Here is a 14,906-nt window from a genome sequence, read left to right on the forward strand (position 1 = left end):
TACTTCAAGTTCCGTTGTACGGATTGAGAAGATCAGACCATGCCCAATGACCCGCTAGAAGGCGAAGTCCTCCCCGATGAACGCCAGTTGCCGACCGCGCCGGCATTGCCAGCCGAGCTGTACCTGCTGCCGCTGACCGAAAAGCCCTTTTTCCCGGCTCAAACCCTGCCGTTGCTGATGAACGAAGCCCCCTGGCTGTCGACGGTGGAGGCCATCGGCGAAACCGCGCACCACATGGTGGGGCTGGTGGTGGTCAGGCCCGACAACACCGATGATGTCAAGCGGACGGATTTCCACAGCGTGGGTACGGTGGTGCGCATCCACCACCCGGTTCGTTCCGACGGCAAGATGCAGTTCATTGCCGAGGGTTCCAAACGGTTTCGCATCGTCGAATGGCTGTCGGACACCCCGCCCTACAAGGTCCGGGTCGATTACCCGAACGAGCCCGGTAAGCCGGAATCGGAGGAAATCCGCGCCTATTCCATCGCGATCATCAATACCATCAAGGAGTTGCTGCCGCTCAATCCGCTGTATTCGGAGGAATTGAAGTTCTTCCTCAACCGCTTCGGTCCAAACGAACCGTCCCAGCTGACCGATTTCGCCGCCAGCCTCACCACGGCGTCGAAGCAGGAACTGCAGGACGTGCTGGAAGCCTTCGCGCTCAAGAAGCGAATGGAGAAAGTCCTTGTATTGCTGAAGAAAGAATTGGACGTTGCGCGCCTGCAGTCCGACATCCGCGAAAAAGTCGACGAGAAGATGAGCGAGCAGCAGCGCGAGTTTTTCCTGCGCCAGCAGCTGAAGGCGATCCAGAAGGAGCTCGGGCTGGCCAAGGACGACAAGACGGCCGAGCTCGACACATTCAACGAGCGCATCGCCAAGCTGACGCTGCCCGAGCAGACGAAGAAGCGCGTCGACGAGGAGATGCACAAACTGTCGCTGCTGGAGACCGGCTCGCCCGAATACACCGTCACCCGCAACTACCTCGACTGGCTGACCGTGCTGCCGTGGGGCGTACATACCCAGGACAAGATCGATCTCGAACGCGCGCGCAAGATACTCGACCGCGACCATGACGGGTTGGAGGACGTGAAGGATCGCATCATTGAATTCCTTGCAGTCGGCGCGATGAAGGGCGAAATGTCCGGCTCGATCCTGCTGCTGATCGGGCCGCCGGGCGTCGGCAAGACCTCGATCGGCAAATCCGTCGCCGAGGCGCTGGGGCGCAAGTTCTACCGCTTTTCGGTCGGAGGCATGCGCGACGAGGCCGAGATCAAAGGGCACCGCCGCACCTACATCGGCGCCATGCCCGGCAAGTTCGTGCAGGCACTGAAGGAAGTCGGCTCGGCCAACCCGGTCATCATGCTCGACGAGATCGACAAGATCGGCGCCAGCTTCCAGGGCGACCCCGCCTCGGCGCTGCTGGAAGTGCTCGACCCCGAGCAGAACGCCGATTTCCTCGACCATTACCTGGACGTGCGCTTCGATCTGTCCAAGGCGCTGTTCATCTGTACCGCCAACGATTTCTCGATTCCCTCGGCGCTGCTCGACCGCATGGAAGTCATCCGCCTGTCGGGCTACATCACCGAGGAAAAAATCGCCATCGCCAAACATCACCTGTGGCCGCGTGTGCTGGAACGGGCCGGACTGAAGAAGAACCAGCTCGTCATCAGCGAAGGCGCGCTGCGTCACGTAATCGAGGGCTATGCGCGCGAGGCAGGGGTACGCAACCTGGAAAAACAGCTGGGGCGGGTGGCGAGGAAGGCCGTGGTGAAGATCCTCGGCGGCACCGCCACGCCGATCAAAATCGGCATCAAGGAGGTCGAGGCCTATCTCGACAAGCCGGTGTTCAGTCGCGAAAAACCGATGAGCGGTGTCGGCGTGATCACCGGTCTGGCCTGGACCGCGATGGGCGGCGCCACGCTGCCGGTCGAAGCGACGCGCGTGCATACACTGAATCGCGGATTCAAACTCACCGGCAAGCTGGGCGAGGTGATGAAGGAATCGGCCGAGATTGCCTACAGTTATATTGCCTCGCATCTCAAACTGTATGGTGCCGATGCAAAGTTCTACGACACCAGCTTCGTCCATCTGCATGTGCCGGAAGGCGCCACCCCCAAGGACGGCCCGAGCGCCGGCGTCACTATGGCAACTGCGCTGCTGTCCCTGGCCAAAAACATGAAAGTTTCACGCCCGCTGGCGATGACCGGGGAACTCACGCTGACTGGCCAGGTGCTGCCGGTGGGCGGCATCCGTGAAAAAGTCATTGCCGCGCGCCGCGTCGGCATCAGCGAGCTGATTCTGCCTGAGGCCAACCGGCGCGACTTCGACAAGCTGCCCGACCATATCCGCGCCGGGATGACTGTGCATTACGCGAAGCGGTATCAGGATGTGGCGGAGGTGGTGTTTGGGTGAGGACTACGGCGTTGAAGTGTTGCGCGGTCATCTGCGTTTATTCAGGTTTACGCAAACGGGCGAGCAGGGGATAGAGTTCCGGGAAATCAAATAAAACAGTGGATTGCCTTGCCGTGTGCCGATTCAGTGGGAGTGTAGTCTTGGGCTTTGCGCCACTTAAATTACGTTGGGGGTCATGAATCCAACCGGTCTCTCCGAAAAGCAGTTGATTGAACTTGCGACCGCTGAGGGCTGGCCCGCAGTGTCTTTGAAACCGGCAGCAGGCCAGAGGGCACCCTCCCTGGCCTGGTTTTGTCATTCAGCACTGAAACGCCGACGATATTCGCCGGGCGTCAGGCCGACAATCCGAGCAAATATCTTTCGGAAGGCTCCAGGATCGCTATAACCGACCTCCCAGGCGATCCGGTCTATGGGTAACCGACTGAACTGCAGCATTTCGCGCGCCTTGCCCACACGCAGCCGCTGACAATACTCCTTCGTCGTCATGCCCGTCGCCTTTTGAAAACGGCGCAGGAATGTCCGTTCCTCCAGTCCGGCTCGCTCGGCGAGCGTCGCAAGCGTGGTTTCCTTGGCATCCGTCGCTTGGAGCCAGTGCTGCACCTTGAGCACAGACATATCGCCGTGGGTCAGCTTCGGGGAGAAAGGGCTGTAGTAGCGCTGTTCGCGCCCTGGTGGATCGACTAGCAGCATCCGCGCGGTCTCAATCATGACCGTCGGGCCGAGAAAACGATCGACCAGCCTTAGCCCCAGGTCCGTCCACGCCATCGCGCCGCCAGCGGTGATGATGTCACCATCGTCAATGATGAGCTGATCGGCATGCATGCGTACTTCCGGGAACCGATGCTGGAACAGTTCGACATGGAGCCAGTGCGTAGTAACCGTCCGGCCCTTGAGCAGGCCGGTCTCGCCCAACAGGAAGGCCCCGGCGCAGACCGACCCAAGCGTGACACCCGTGCGATGGTGGTTGCGCAGCCAACCCGTGAACGGAGCGATCGCTTCTGGTGACAGTGGTTCGCCCAGGCCGGGCGGCAGAATGAGGACAGCCAGTGTGCCCTTGTCGCCTGGAGCCGTGTCGAAGATCCGGACAGGCGCCTTTCCCAGTGCGTCCAGTTGCCAGTGACTGATACGAAGCGGATTGGAATTCTGCTTTCGGTGGCGAGCGGCAATCCCGCCCGCTAAGCCGAACAGGTCGGTCAAACCCAACACCGCCGCCAGTTGCGCCCCCGGATACAGCACTAGGCCGATTTCGATCGATTCATCGCAGATCATTTGTCGTTATTGCCACTAACTATGTCGATATCGCCACTTCGCATTGTGCGACCCACACCTGATTATGTCGACTCTATTGTTGCGTCTATGCATAAGGAGAGCGTCATGAGCAAACGTGCAGTGGTCGTCATCGACCTGCAAAACGAGTATTTCCCTTCCGGCAAACTGCCTCTGGTCGGCATCGAGGAAGCGGTGGCCAACGCAGCTCGTGTCATCGCCGCCGCCCGCTCGAACGGTGATCCGGTCATCCACGTTCGGCATGAATCCATCGCGCCCGATGCTCCATTCTTCGTACATGGAACGAAAGGCGTGCAGATCCATTCTGCCGTTGCGCCCATCGAAGGCGAGGCAGTCGTCCTGAAGAATTATCCGAATGCGTTTCTCAAAACTGACTTGAAGCAGATGCTCGATGCGAACGGCGTCGAGAATGTCGTGGTGATCGGTGCGATGAGCCATATGTGCATCGATGCGACTTGCCGGGCTGCTTCCGATCTCGGTTACAAGACCATCGTGGTTCACGATGCTTGTGCCACGAGGGATCTTGAATTCGGCGGGCAGGTGGTGCCTGCGGCGCAAGTGCATGCTGCCATGATGGCTGCCTTAGCGTTCGCTTATGCCAAGATCACGACGACGGACGAATATTTCGCGCGGTGACCCTTTGGACCGGGGGCGCTAGGCATAGCCGTAGATCAATTGGTGCGGTCCACGTTGTTGTGCCCGATGTTCCGGTCCGAACGCGTTGTGTGCCTCGCAAGGTCTGGGGTGGTGTGTACGGACTCATCCCGACCGCCATTCTGGCGATGGGTTACGCCGAGTTCCACCTACTTTGCTGCGTGGGTCAAATTTTTGCCTCGCGCCCCGCGCTGAGCCCATGATAGCTAAGCTTCTGGTAGATGGCGCGCTGCGTGAGGCTTAGCGCCGTGGCCATCCCCCGAACATCACCATTGGTCTGTTCCAGCAACGACTCCAGTATCCGCCGCTCGACCTCGTCGGCAGCGTTCTTTTTCAGTTGTCGCAGATCGGCTGTCTCGTTCACCGGCACATGCCCAAGGCGCGGCGTTAAATCCAGGCTGATACGCTGGATCACCGGCCCTTCGGCAAACAGGAAGGAGCGTTCGAGGACATTCTCCAATTCCCGAACATTGCCAGGCCAGGCATGTTCCTCCAGACAGCGCATCGCGGCCGGAGACACCTCTTTGACCTCGGTCTGGTAGCGATCCGCAAACCGTCGCAGTAGCATTTTGACCAAGGGCGTTATGTCCTCGCGCCGCTCACGCAGCGGTGGTATATGCAACGGCACGACATTCAGGCGGAAGAACAGGTCCTTGCGGAACTCACTGCGTTCGACCAGTTCGGCAAGATTGCGATTGCTGGCAGCGATGACCCGGACATCACAGGCGATCGGTTGGTGCCCGCCGACCCGCTCGAACCGGCCCTCCTGCAATACCCGTAGCAATGACACCTGGGCCTTTGGCGACAGGCTGTCGATTTCATCCAGAAACAAGGTGCCTTGGTCGGCGAGTTCGAACCGGCCCTGCCGTTGTTGTTTGGCATCGGTGAAGGCACCACGCTCATGGCCGAACAGTTCGCTCTCGACCAGATCTGCCGGGAGGCTGCCGCAATTCACCGCGACAAAGGACTGGTTCAGGCGCGAAGACATGCCATGGATGGATCTGGCCAGTATCTCCTTGCCGACTCCGGTCTCGCCGCTGAGCAGCACAGTCGCACGGGTATCGGCGATCCTCTCCACCGCGCGCAGCAGGTCACGCATTTGCATACTGCTTGCGATCAGGCAAGGACGTGTCGATATGTCCTCGTTCGCATGTCGCGTGAGATCCTGGCTCCACAGAGTATGCAGGCGCTGCTCGATGACCTTTTGCAACTCATCCGGTGCGCGGACCTCCGCGATCACCTGATAACCATCACTGAAATACTCGTCGCCGAGCACCTCGGTTGCGGCAGTCGTGTCCAGATGGATGCAAATGTCGCAGTGGTCACTTCCAAGTGCAATGCGACTCTTTAGTTCCACCTTCGCATAACCGAAATTGCGCGCTGCAATACCGCCGAAGATGCTGGACGTCATATGGCATAGCCCTGGGGCCGAATGCACCAACTTGCCGAATGGACATCGATCGGCGCGGATATGTACCTGTTGCTTGTCGCTGGAGACCACCGCGAATTCGCCCCCGATACTGTTCTTTATGTTCACGATCAATTGCGCGTATTGCTCTGGTGCTAGTGCTCCGCGTAAATCCTCTATCGCTCGGTAGCGTTCCTCCAGACAGGCGCTGGCCTTAAACACGATCTGGTGGATGAAGGACTGCAAACTGGTGCAACTGGAAAAGGGTGCTATGTCACGGGCCTCGTCGATGAAAGTGTGGAGAAATTCTTCGGGAGTCAGGTTGGAAAAGGGGGGCCGTTTTGACATTTGTAATACTCCACATCGCGCTGGGCTAGAAAATTATTTCTGAATGAAGCATTGCTTCAGTTGAGTGTAGTTACGCTTCGCAGAAATGACTTGTGTTGATTTGTAAGTTATTGATTTTACTGATCCGTATCTTTGGCACCCAAATTGCTGCACGAACTGCGCCAGACAAAAAATGCGAGCTGGCAAGAGCGTAGGAACAGCAATAACTTAATCCATGTCAAGGGGAAGAAGATGATGAGAGTAATTGGCTTGGCGCTTATCGGGTCAGCGTTCTGTGTGTCAGCCGCCGCTGCGGAAGATGGGCCATGGTTGGTGCGTCTTCGCGCACTCAACATGCATGTTGATAACGATAATTCCAGGACCGCCGTAGTTCCGGCCTTGGGTAAGGCCGAGATGGAGGATAAATGGTTCCCGGAAGTCGACGTGACGTATTTCTTCACGAGGAACATTGCGACGGAGTTGATCCTCACCTATCCACAAGAGCACGACGTCACTTTTGCTGGCACCAAGATTGGCTCTGTTACACACCTCCCGCCCACATTGACGCTTCAGTACCACTTCTTGCCGGAAGGTCCCATACGTCCATACGCAGGCGTGGGCCTGAATTACACACGCCTCACGAGCGTCAAGCTCAATGCTGCGCCAGTGCTTGGCGTTGATGCGCCAATCGATTCGGATCGCAATAGCTGGGGGCTGGCCGGCCAAGTGGGAGTGGATTTCCGGATGGCACCTAACTGGTTCCTCAATCTGGACGTCAAGTACGTGAAGATCGAAGCGAAAAACATCCACATTTCCGGTGGTGCGCTGGCAGGCACGAAGGTGACCGATCTCGACGTGAATCCGTGGTTGATGAGCATTGGCGTCGGGTATCGCTTTTAGGGAAGCCCTGAAGAAATAGCCAGGGCGGCAAATTTTCATTCTGGGCCGGGCATAAGACGGTCATTCCGCGGTGGAGTGCCGGTGTGACCGGCCGTTTCGTTTTAATAAGCAGAAATACAGCAAGGAGGATAGAAAATGGCCCACATCGTGATTTTGGGAGCCGGGATAGGCGGGATGCCGATGGCGTTCGAGATGCGGGAGAATGCGCGCGCCGAAGACCGCGTCACCGTCATCTCCAACATCGCCACCTTCCATTTCGTTCCCCCCAACCCCTGGGTGGCGGTCAAGCGTCAAGCTCAACGCTGCGCCAATGCCTAGCCCAGCCCGACAGGCTACTCGGAGGTTCCCGTGAGTCTTTTCGCTACGATCCTTCTCGCCAGCGCCGCCGGCGGACTGTTGTCCGTGCTGTTGGCGAGCGTGGCTCTGAACTTGAAGGCGGAGTGGGTGCCGGTGATGGTGAGCTACGCCATCGGCGCCCTACTGGGGGCAGCCTTTCTCGAAATCCTACCTCACGCCATGGAGCATGCAGGCGCCTTCGGGACTCTCAGCGGTACGGTATTGGCCGGTATCTTCGGCTTCTTCATTCTGGAGAAGCTGGTGCTCTGGCGGCATTGTCACATCGAGCACTGCGAGGGGCACGGCGCGCCAGCAGGTGACGGACATGGCCATGACCACGGTCGTGCCGGCCTGATGATCACGGTGGGGGACACGGTGCACAACTTCGTGGATGGCGTGGCGATTGCCGCCGCCTTTCTGGTGGATGTGAAGCTGGGCGTGGTGACCGCTTTCGCCATCGCCGCCCATGAGATACCGCAAGAACTTGGCGATTTTCTCATTCTGCTCCATTCCGGGTACAGCAAGGTCCAGGCTCTGATGCTAAACCTGTTGTCCAGCGCGGCCATGTTGTTGGGCGCTTTGCTGGGCTATTTCCTGCTGACGCCCCTGCACAACCTGCTGCCTTACATGCTGGCCCTAGCCGCCTCGGGCATGATCTATGTGGCTGTAGCCGACCTGATCCCCGGCCTGCATAAACGGGTAGAACTGGGACACACAGCCCAGCAGGCCCTACTGATCGGCCTGGGTGTGCTGACCGTCTGGGGCGCCGGCGGCCTCGCCGAGCGATGGACGAGCGGTCATGGCCATTGAGCGCCTTAGCTAAGGAATATTCATGACCGTCAACGAAAATCGTCTTCATGCAAATGACTGAAGGCCCTTGATGGAACTATGGAAATCACTTGCCGTTACACACAAGACGCTTGCTGCGCGTTTGGCTAAGGAACGTACGAAATGGAAATTCGCCATCTTCGGTACTTTAAAATAGCCGTCGCTGAAGAGTTGCATTTTGCTCGTGCCGCCCAACGTTTGCACATAGAGCAATCGCCACTTTCCCGGGCAATCAAGGATCTGGAGCATCGCCTGGGTGTGAAATTGTTCGAGCGTACGACACGTACTACACGGCTAACTTGGGCAGGGCAGATATTTCTTGATGAAGCAAGACAAGTCCTCTTTAACTTACAGCAGGCTATAGCGAGCTATAAAGCCGCAGCCAAAGGCTATCGAGGTAAATTGCGCATCGCGTTGTCGGACGACATTGATCCAGTGCGACTTTCCGCTTTGTGGGCACAGTGTCGCGAAAAAGATCCGGATGTGGAAGTTCGGTTGTTCGAAGTGTCGCTGGCGCGCTGCGATAACCGCTTGATCGATATGGGAGAAATGTTGCTTCTAAACCATGAAATGGATTTTCTCCAGATATTTCCAATGTATTTCAATTGGTTATTTTTGTTGCCTCTGTTTCAGAGGGAAATAGAAGTTCATTTTGATTTTGGTAATTTATCGTTAAGTAATTGATTGTTATTAACAAGTTTATCTGGTGCGGTATGTGCTTAATTTGTATTGACGGGCAATCTCCTGCATTAACTCCTCATGCCCGTTCATTCTTGGCGGGCCCAACCAGGCCCGCTTTTTTTTTTACGGTGGATATTCCTATCCCGATAACTATACAAAGTTAATTTTCGGGGAATGGCATCCCATATGCCGTTACAGCCTGCAATCAGCCAAATGAACCCATCGGCCCCGGATAAGTCACTTCTTCGAGTTTCCCAGTGTCCACATCATAGATAAAGCCACGCACGGTGGACGCGTCGGGTCCGCTGGTCGGAATCCACGGATGGTTCAGAATCGTCGACATACCACGGCGTACGTCCCATTGCAGTCTCTCTGTGCTTTTTTCATTGCGCGGCGAATCCAACGCCTCGATCTGCCCGCGGAATGGATGAAAGGCCATGGGGGATGACGAAGCTTTTCCTGTCGTTGTGAACGGACGGCCAGTTGCTTGTGCCAGCACTTTTTCAGCCACAGGGTCACCCTCCAACCCCGCCTTGAGCAAGTCGTCAGTGAAAGCTAGCATGCCGCAGCGCGTGTGATGAATGAGAATGATCTCATTGGTGTTCAAGAGGTGATGGGAAATGATCAGGCAACGAATAGCGTCTTCTGTCACCACACCGCCGGCATTGCGAATGATGTGAGCTTCACCAGTCTGGAGGCCGAGAAGGTCTTCGACATCGAGTCGGGCGTCCATGCAAGCAACAACTGCAACATGCCGGGATGGCTGGATCGGCTGCTTCCCGGGATAGGCGGCTTTATGCATCGTTTGGCCGTTTGCATATTGCTTATTGTTTTCCAGGAACTGATCAGTATTTGAGTTTGCCATTGGTTTCTCCATAGATTGCGTAAGCGGCAGCGAATCGCCTGCCTCATTTGTTGACTAGCACAGAGCTAGCCAATTTGTATTGAGCAAACAAAGTGCCAGATAGTGGTTCTAGTGAAATCAATTACTTAGTTTTGTTTCGTGGCGAGATTGCGAAGCGCCGGTTCATCTTATGAAGTAATTCTTCATAAGGCTTATAAATGTGGGCTGCTGCCGGTTTCGTAGACACGCCCTTAAGCTTTTGAAGCTTCCTCGAACTGACGAGGTGGCCTAAGTAGATGCCCCGAAACAATCAGGGCCAGACCACGGTTTACTTTAGCAAGGGCGGCTTGGTTTTTCTCGACGTTCATTGCGATCGCCGGTGACGCCGGGCCGCACCCGTGCATCGGAGTATGGCCCGGGCAAAGCCCCGCTCAGATGAACAAACACACATCCGATTTCTGCGCCTGCGGCAGGAAACTCGCCGCGCCGATCCAGCCGGCGATCTCGGGGATGAACTCGTCCTGCGAATAGCCGAACAGGTCCACTGTCATCTGGCAGGCGTAGAGCTTGGCGTCGGCTTCGAGGCAGGCACTGCGCAATTCGTCGATGCTGGCCACGCCCTTGTTCTTCACGGTTTGCCGCATCAGCCCGGTCGCCACTTTTTCGAAGCCGGGTATGCCCGCCATGACGGCATTCGGGACGTTCCAGTTGATGTCCTTGAGCCACTGCGGGCCGAACGGCATTTTCATCGGCATGCTGGGGTTGCCGAGCGGACTGATCTCGAGGTGCAGATCCTTCTTCAGCAGTTCGAGGCCATAGAAGGTGAAGAAGACCGACACGTCCCAGCCCAGTGCGCCGGCGGTGGAGGCGAGGATGAAGGGCGGGTAGGCCCAATCCATCGTGCCCTTGGTGGCGATGATCGACAACGACGGCACGTGCGCGGCTTCGCGTTCGGCCATCTTGGCTTCGAAAGCGCTGGTCGAACCACTGGTCGAGGAGGGCCGGGTCGAGGCTTTGGGCAAGCAGTTTGTCTGTGGCTCCCATGGTCGTCTCCTTATGACTTGCGAATGAGGAATTCGAACTCGCCCCGGTGCTCGCTCGACGAGACCAGTTCGTGGCCGGTCTGCTTGCAGAAGGCCTGCATGTCCTTGAGCGAGCCGGGGTCGGTCGCGGTGATGGCGAGCGTCTCGCCTTTGGCGAGGTCGGTCAGCGCCTTCTTGGTTCGCAGGATGGGCAGCGGGCAGTTCATGCCGCGGGCGTCCAGGGTCTGGGTTGCGTTCGTACTCATGGTGAAACCTCCTCTAGTAGATGACCGTCCGGTCAAGACAATCGGCAAAAAAATTGCCGGGCGAAAAGGCGGATTGAAGTCGGCAAAGGCCAGTGCAGGGATGGGTTGGAGCCATCGCTAGACCGGTCGGTTAACCGCTGGGCGAAAAAAAGCGGCCTGCATGAGGATCAGGCGGCCGCTTCGACGCGCAGGGTCTTGATGGCGGGGCCGAGGCGGTAGATCACCTCGGGATCGTTTTGCGACTTGGCGAGCAGAATCACGCCTTCGAGATAGGCGAGCATGGCTTCGGCGGTCAGATCAGAATTGAGGGGCGCGATGGTGGTGGCGGCGACGGCTTCCTCCAGAGTGTCCTTGAAGCGCGACTTCGCGCGTGAAAAGATCGCCAGCAGCTTGGCGCGCAGGATGTCGTCCTGGGTGCTGACTTCGAGCGTCAGGTTGCCGAAGATGCAGCCGAGCATGCGGCCGTGTACCTGCTTGATCGACTTCTGCCAGAAGTAGGCCGCGTCGACCAGATAGTCGATCCGTTCCATCGGCGGCAGGGCGGGGTCGAAGGCTTCGGCAACGAAGCCGTGGGCCCATTCGTCGGCGAACTCGTCGATCACGGCCATGACCAGATCGCGCTTGGACGGAAAGAAGTGGTAGAAGCTGCCTTTCTGCACACCGGCGCTCTCGCAGATTTCCTGGATGCCCACGTTGGCGTAGCTGCGCGAGTGAAAGCGCGGCTTGGCGGCGGCGATGATGCGGGAGCGGGTGTCGGTTGCAATGTTCATGCGCCGGATACTAGTTGACCGTTCGGTAAAATGCAAGCGGGAGTTGCCAGCCGGATTCAGGCTAGCCGGATGATCTGGTTCAGACGCTCGCACACGTCGGCAAACACGGCATCGGGCAAGGTACCCAGGGGATGTGTCTTGGCGCCGCGCTGACGCCAGTCGAAGGATTTGGGCTGATGGCAGAGCACATAGCTGGTTTTGCCGGCCTTGCCACGTCCTTTGGCAAGGCCGGCTGCTACGGCGAAAGGGTTGTCGGCGTTGTATTCGGCCGTGGTCATGGGCAGGCCGATCACCAGCGAGGTACGGGCATTGAAGATGCGCGGCGACAGCACCAGAAAAGGATGAGTGTCCTTCATCTCCCGGCCGGCCTGTGGATTGCAGTCTATCCACACGATGTCCTTGCGGTCAGGCACCCAGGCGGTGGTTTTCGATGCCACTACCATTTCTCGGCTCCGACGGGCTCGCTGGCCATCGCCTCGCCGCCGTGCCGCTCAGGATCGAATTTCGCCAGACGCTGTTCCAGCGTGAGCGAGGACGCATCGGCAGGACAAATCACGATTTGTCCGTCTTCCACCGACACGCGTACCCGCTGATCGGCGTGCAGATGGGCTGCGCGCGCCACTGCGGCAGGGAGTCGCACCCCCAGATTGTTGCCCCACTGCTTAATATCCAGATAGACCTCGGCCATGTCAGCTCCTTCGGAGAAAATGTTTAAACCAAGTATAAACATTGCAGTGGACGCTTGTCCATGCCGGCCTCGGGTAAAATGCCGCCATGAACGAAGCCGAGCTTCTCGATCCGCCGCCGCTGGACATATCCCCCGCACCCGTCATCAAGGTGCGCGGCGAGCCGCTGACCGAACTGCCGCAGGATCTTTATATTCCACCGGACGCGCTCGAGGTGTTTCTCGACGCCTTCGAAGGCCCGCTCGACCTGCTGCTCTACCTCATCCGCCGCCAGAACCTCGACGTGCTCGACATTCCGATGGCCTCGCTGACCAAGCAATACATGGCCTATGTCGAGGCGGCGCGTGCGACGCGGCTGGAACTGGCGGCGGAGTACCTGCTGATGGCGGCGATGCTGATCGACATCAAGTCGCGCATGCTGCTGCCGCGCCGCGAGCAGGCCGAGGAGGCGAGCGAGGGCGACGACCCGCGCGCGGAACTGGTGCGTCGTCTGCTGGAATACGAACAGATGAAGCTCGCCGGCCAGCATCTCGACACCTTGCCGCAGGCGGGGCGCGATTTCGACACCGTCAGCGTGTTCCTGCCGGCGGCGGCCAAGCGCCTGCCCAGCCTGCACCCGGAAGAACTCGCCGCCGCCTGGCTGGCCATCCTGTCGCGCGCGAAGAACCGCACCCACCACCGCATCGGTCGCCAGGAACTGTCGATCCGCGAGCACATGAGCCGCATCCTGAAGCGGCTGACGCCGGGCGAGTTCATGGAATTCAAGGACCTGTTCCCGGAATCCTCGACCGTGCATGAACTCGTGGTCACCTTCCTGGCGGTGCTGGAACTGACCAAGGAAACCCTGCTCGACGTGACCCAGGCCGAGCCGTTTGCCCCCATCTACGTAAAGCTCCATGAATCTGCAACCGAGTGACAATCCCGAAGATCTGAAGGTCGTGCTGGAAGCAGCGCTGCTGGCGGCGGTCGAGCCGTTGACGCTGGCCGAGCTCAGGCGCATGTTTGAACAGGATGCGTCCGATCAAGCTTTGTCCAACGATGTGTTGCGCCGTGTGCTCGACGAATTGCGCGCGCAGTGGCACGGCCGCGGCGTCGAACTGATCCAGGTGGCCGACGGCTGGCGCTTCCAGACGCGCGCCGAGATGCAGCCCTGGCTGTCGCGGCTGAAGAACGAGAAGCCGCCGCGTTATTCGCGTGCGGTGCTGGAAACGCTCGCCATCATCGCCTATCGGCAGCCGGTGACGCGCGGCGACATCGAGGACATCCGCGGCGTGTCGGTCAATCCCAACATCATCAAGACACTGGAAGAACGCGGCTGGATCGAGGCCATCGGCCATCGCGATGTCCCCGGACGCCCGGCGTTGTTCGGCACCACCGGCCATTTTCTCAGCGACCTCGGGTTGTGCACGCTGTCCGAGCTGCCGCCCCTGGAAGAGCTCGGCAATCTCGTCACCCCGGATGAAACGGCATTAATTCCTGAATTGCGCGAGGAATTGGCGGACAATGACGTCCCCCAGACGTTTGGCGCGGTGATCGAAACCGCCCGCGTCGCATCTGTCTCCGAGATTTCCTGAATATGGCCCGCCCCGCATCCCCCATCCGTCGTTCGCCCAATGCTCCCATGGGGCGCGCGGCGAGCCGCCTGCAAGAGGCGACCGCCCCCGAGGCGCCCAGCGAGCGCCTGCAGAAGGCGCTGGCCTCGGCCGGCCTCGGCTCGCGGCGCGAGATGGAAGAATGGATCGCCGAGGGCCGGGTGCAGGTCAACGGCGAGACCGCCACGATCGGCAGCAAGGTCGGGCCGCGCGACATCGTCAAGGTCAGCGGCCGCCGCATCTATTTGCGCTTCGATGAAAAACGCACCCGCATCCTGATCTATCACAAGTCGGAAGGCGAAATCGTCACCCGCGAGGATCCTGCGGGGCGTGCCACCGTGTTCGACGCATTGCCCAAGCTGCGCGGCGCCAAGTGGATTTCCATCGGCCGGCTGGACTACAACACCGACGGCCTGATGATCTTCACCACGTCGGGCGAGCTGGCCAACCATCTGATGCACCCGCGCTTCGAAGTCGAGCGCGAGTATGCGGTGCGCGTGCTGGGCGAACTGACCGAGGACATGATTGCGCAGCTGTTGTCCGGGGTGGAACTCGACGATGGTCCGGCGCAACTGCAGAGCTGCTTCGCTGCGGGCGGCGAGGGCGCCAACCGCTGGTACAAGGTCATCATCAAAGAAGGCCGCAAGCGCGAGGTGCGCCGGCTGTTCGAACACTTCGGCCTCACGGTGTCGCGCCTGACGCGCATCCGTTTCGGCCCGATCGCGCTGCCGCCGCAGTTACGCCGCGGCCAGAAAATGGAGCTCGACGACGACCTGGTCGCGCGCGTGATGGAATGGGCGGGGATGGCGCCCAGCCCGCGCCGGCAAATGCGCGGTGTACCGGACAAACACACCCGCAAGCCGCGGATTCGCTAGCGGTACTAGCTAACCGGG

16 protein-coding genes and 1 pseudogene are annotated in these 14,906 nt (G+C 59.0%); 9 read left to right on the forward strand and 8 right to left on the reverse strand.

Features of this window, described 5'->3' with window-relative positions; translation table 11 throughout:
- Positions 1-39 precede the first annotated feature (39 nt).
- The gene (gene lon / locus B058_RS0110335; protein WP_018508408.1) at positions 40-2,412 is read left to right on the forward strand and encodes an endopeptidase La; all 2,373 of its coding nucleotides are present in this window, start codon (positions 40-42) and stop codon (positions 2,410-2,412) included.
- Between the two features lie 294 nt (positions 2,413-2,706).
- Here the strand turns inward: lon and B058_RS0110340 are convergent, their stop codons facing one another.
- Positions 2,707-3,681 carry a GlxA family transcriptional regulator gene (locus tag B058_RS0110340; protein WP_018508409.1) on the reverse strand — a complete coding sequence of 325 codons (975 nt, stop codon included), beginning with the start codon at positions 3,679-3,681 and terminating at the stop codon, positions 2,707-2,709.
- A gap of 105 nt (positions 3,682-3,786) precedes the next feature.
- Between B058_RS0110340 and B058_RS0110345 the strand changes: the two genes are divergently transcribed.
- The gene (locus tag B058_RS0110345; RefSeq protein WP_018508410.1) at positions 3,787-4,335 is read left to right on the forward strand and encodes a cysteine hydrolase family protein; all 549 of its coding nucleotides are present in this window, start codon (positions 3,787-3,789) and stop codon (positions 4,333-4,335) included.
- 184 nt (positions 4,336-4,519) lie between these two features.
- Here the strand turns inward: B058_RS0110345 and B058_RS0110350 are convergent, their stop codons facing one another.
- Entirely contained in the window at positions 4,520-6,109 is a 1,590-nt protein-coding gene (locus B058_RS0110350; RefSeq protein ID WP_026240829.1) for a sigma 54-interacting transcriptional regulator, read from the reverse strand.
- A gap of 144 nt (positions 6,110-6,253) precedes the next feature.
- Here B058_RS0110350 and B058_RS0110355 point away from each other — a divergent pair, with 144 nt between their 5' ends.
- The 4 genes and pseudogenes from B058_RS0110355 to B058_RS16840 all read left to right on the forward strand — a co-directional run bounded on the left by B058_RS0110355 (position 6,254) and on the right by B058_RS16840 (position 8,836).
- Positions 6,254-6,988, forward strand: a complete 735-nt coding sequence (locus tag B058_RS0110355; protein WP_018508413.1) for an OmpW/AlkL family protein — start codon at positions 6,254-6,256, stop codon at positions 6,986-6,988.
- A 135-nt stretch (positions 6,989-7,123) separates the two neighbouring features.
- Positions 7,124-7,273 (forward strand): annotated as a pseudogene (locus tag B058_RS0110360) (NAD(P)/FAD-dependent oxidoreductase); the annotation flags it as partial.
- A gap of 63 nt (positions 7,274-7,336) precedes the next feature.
- Entirely contained in the window at positions 7,337-8,134 is a 798-nt protein-coding gene (locus B058_RS0110365) for a ZIP family metal transporter (protein ID WP_018508415.1), read from the forward strand.
- Between the two features lie 141 nt (positions 8,135-8,275).
- The gene (locus B058_RS16840; RefSeq protein WP_018508416.1) at positions 8,276-8,836 is read left to right on the forward strand and encodes a LysR family transcriptional regulator; all 561 of its coding nucleotides are present in this window, start codon (positions 8,276-8,278) and stop codon (positions 8,834-8,836) included.
- A gap of 202 nt (positions 8,837-9,038) precedes the next feature.
- On the opposite strand, the gene B058_RS0110375 is transcribed toward B058_RS16840, so the two are convergent.
- From B058_RS0110375 to B058_RS0110400, 6 genes are all read right to left on the reverse strand, one after another.
- The gene (locus B058_RS0110375) at positions 9,039-9,698 is read right to left on the reverse strand and encodes a beta-class carbonic anhydrase (protein WP_026240831.1); all 660 of its coding nucleotides are present in this window, start codon (positions 9,696-9,698) and stop codon (positions 9,039-9,041) included.
- 410 nt (positions 9,699-10,108) lie between these two features.
- Positions 10,109-10,699, reverse strand: a complete 591-nt coding sequence (locus B058_RS0110380; protein WP_425425246.1) for a DsrE/DsrF/DrsH-like family protein — start codon at positions 10,697-10,699, stop codon at positions 10,109-10,111.
- Positions 10,700-10,731: 32 nt separating this feature from the next.
- The gene (locus tag B058_RS0110385; RefSeq protein ID WP_018508419.1) at positions 10,732-10,965 is read right to left on the reverse strand and encodes a sulfurtransferase TusA family protein; all 234 of its coding nucleotides are present in this window, start codon (positions 10,963-10,965) and stop codon (positions 10,732-10,734) included.
- Positions 10,966-11,132: 167 nt separating this feature from the next.
- Complete coding sequence (locus B058_RS0110390; RefSeq protein WP_018508420.1) at positions 11,133-11,735, reverse strand: TetR/AcrR family transcriptional regulator; 603 nt, start codon at positions 11,733-11,735, stop codon at positions 11,133-11,135.
- A gap of 56 nt (positions 11,736-11,791) precedes the next feature.
- Positions 11,792-12,178, reverse strand: a complete 387-nt coding sequence (locus B058_RS0110395; RefSeq protein ID WP_018508421.1) for a type II toxin-antitoxin system PemK/MazF family toxin — start codon at positions 12,176-12,178, stop codon at positions 11,792-11,794.
- Positions 12,172-12,423, reverse strand: a complete 252-nt coding sequence (locus tag B058_RS0110400; protein WP_018508422.1) for an AbrB/MazE/SpoVT family DNA-binding domain-containing protein — start codon at positions 12,421-12,423, stop codon at positions 12,172-12,174. Before B058_RS0110400 ends, B058_RS0110395 begins: the two co-directional genes overlap by 7 nt.
- An 86-nt stretch (positions 12,424-12,509) precedes the next feature.
- Between B058_RS0110400 and B058_RS0110405 the strand changes: the two genes are divergently transcribed.
- The 3 genes from B058_RS0110405 to B058_RS16845 are packed head-to-tail and all read left to right on the forward strand — an operon-like array spanning position 12,510 to position 14,888.
- Positions 12,510-13,337 carry a segregation and condensation protein A gene (locus tag B058_RS0110405; RefSeq protein ID WP_018508423.1) on the forward strand — a complete coding sequence of 276 codons (828 nt, stop codon included), beginning with the start codon at positions 12,510-12,512 and terminating at the stop codon, positions 13,335-13,337.
- Positions 13,318-13,995 (forward strand): SMC-Scp complex subunit ScpB, encoded by a 678-nt coding sequence (gene scpB, locus B058_RS0110410; protein WP_018508424.1) that lies wholly within the window; start codon positions 13,318-13,320, stop codon positions 13,993-13,995. Before B058_RS0110405 ends, scpB begins: the two co-directional genes overlap by 20 nt.
- A 47-nt stretch (positions 13,996-14,042) precedes the next feature.
- A complete protein-coding gene (locus B058_RS16845; RefSeq protein WP_018508425.1) occupies positions 14,043-14,888 on the forward strand; it encodes a pseudouridine synthase in 846 nt (281 codons plus the stop codon).
- The last annotated feature ends 18 nt before the right edge of the window (positions 14,889-14,906 follow it).

Origin of the sequence: Thiobacillus thioparus DSM 505 (assembly GCF_000373385.1) — a bacterium.
Taxonomy (GTDB): domain Bacteria; phylum Pseudomonadota; class Gammaproteobacteria; order Burkholderiales; family Thiobacillaceae; genus Thiobacillus; species Thiobacillus thioparus.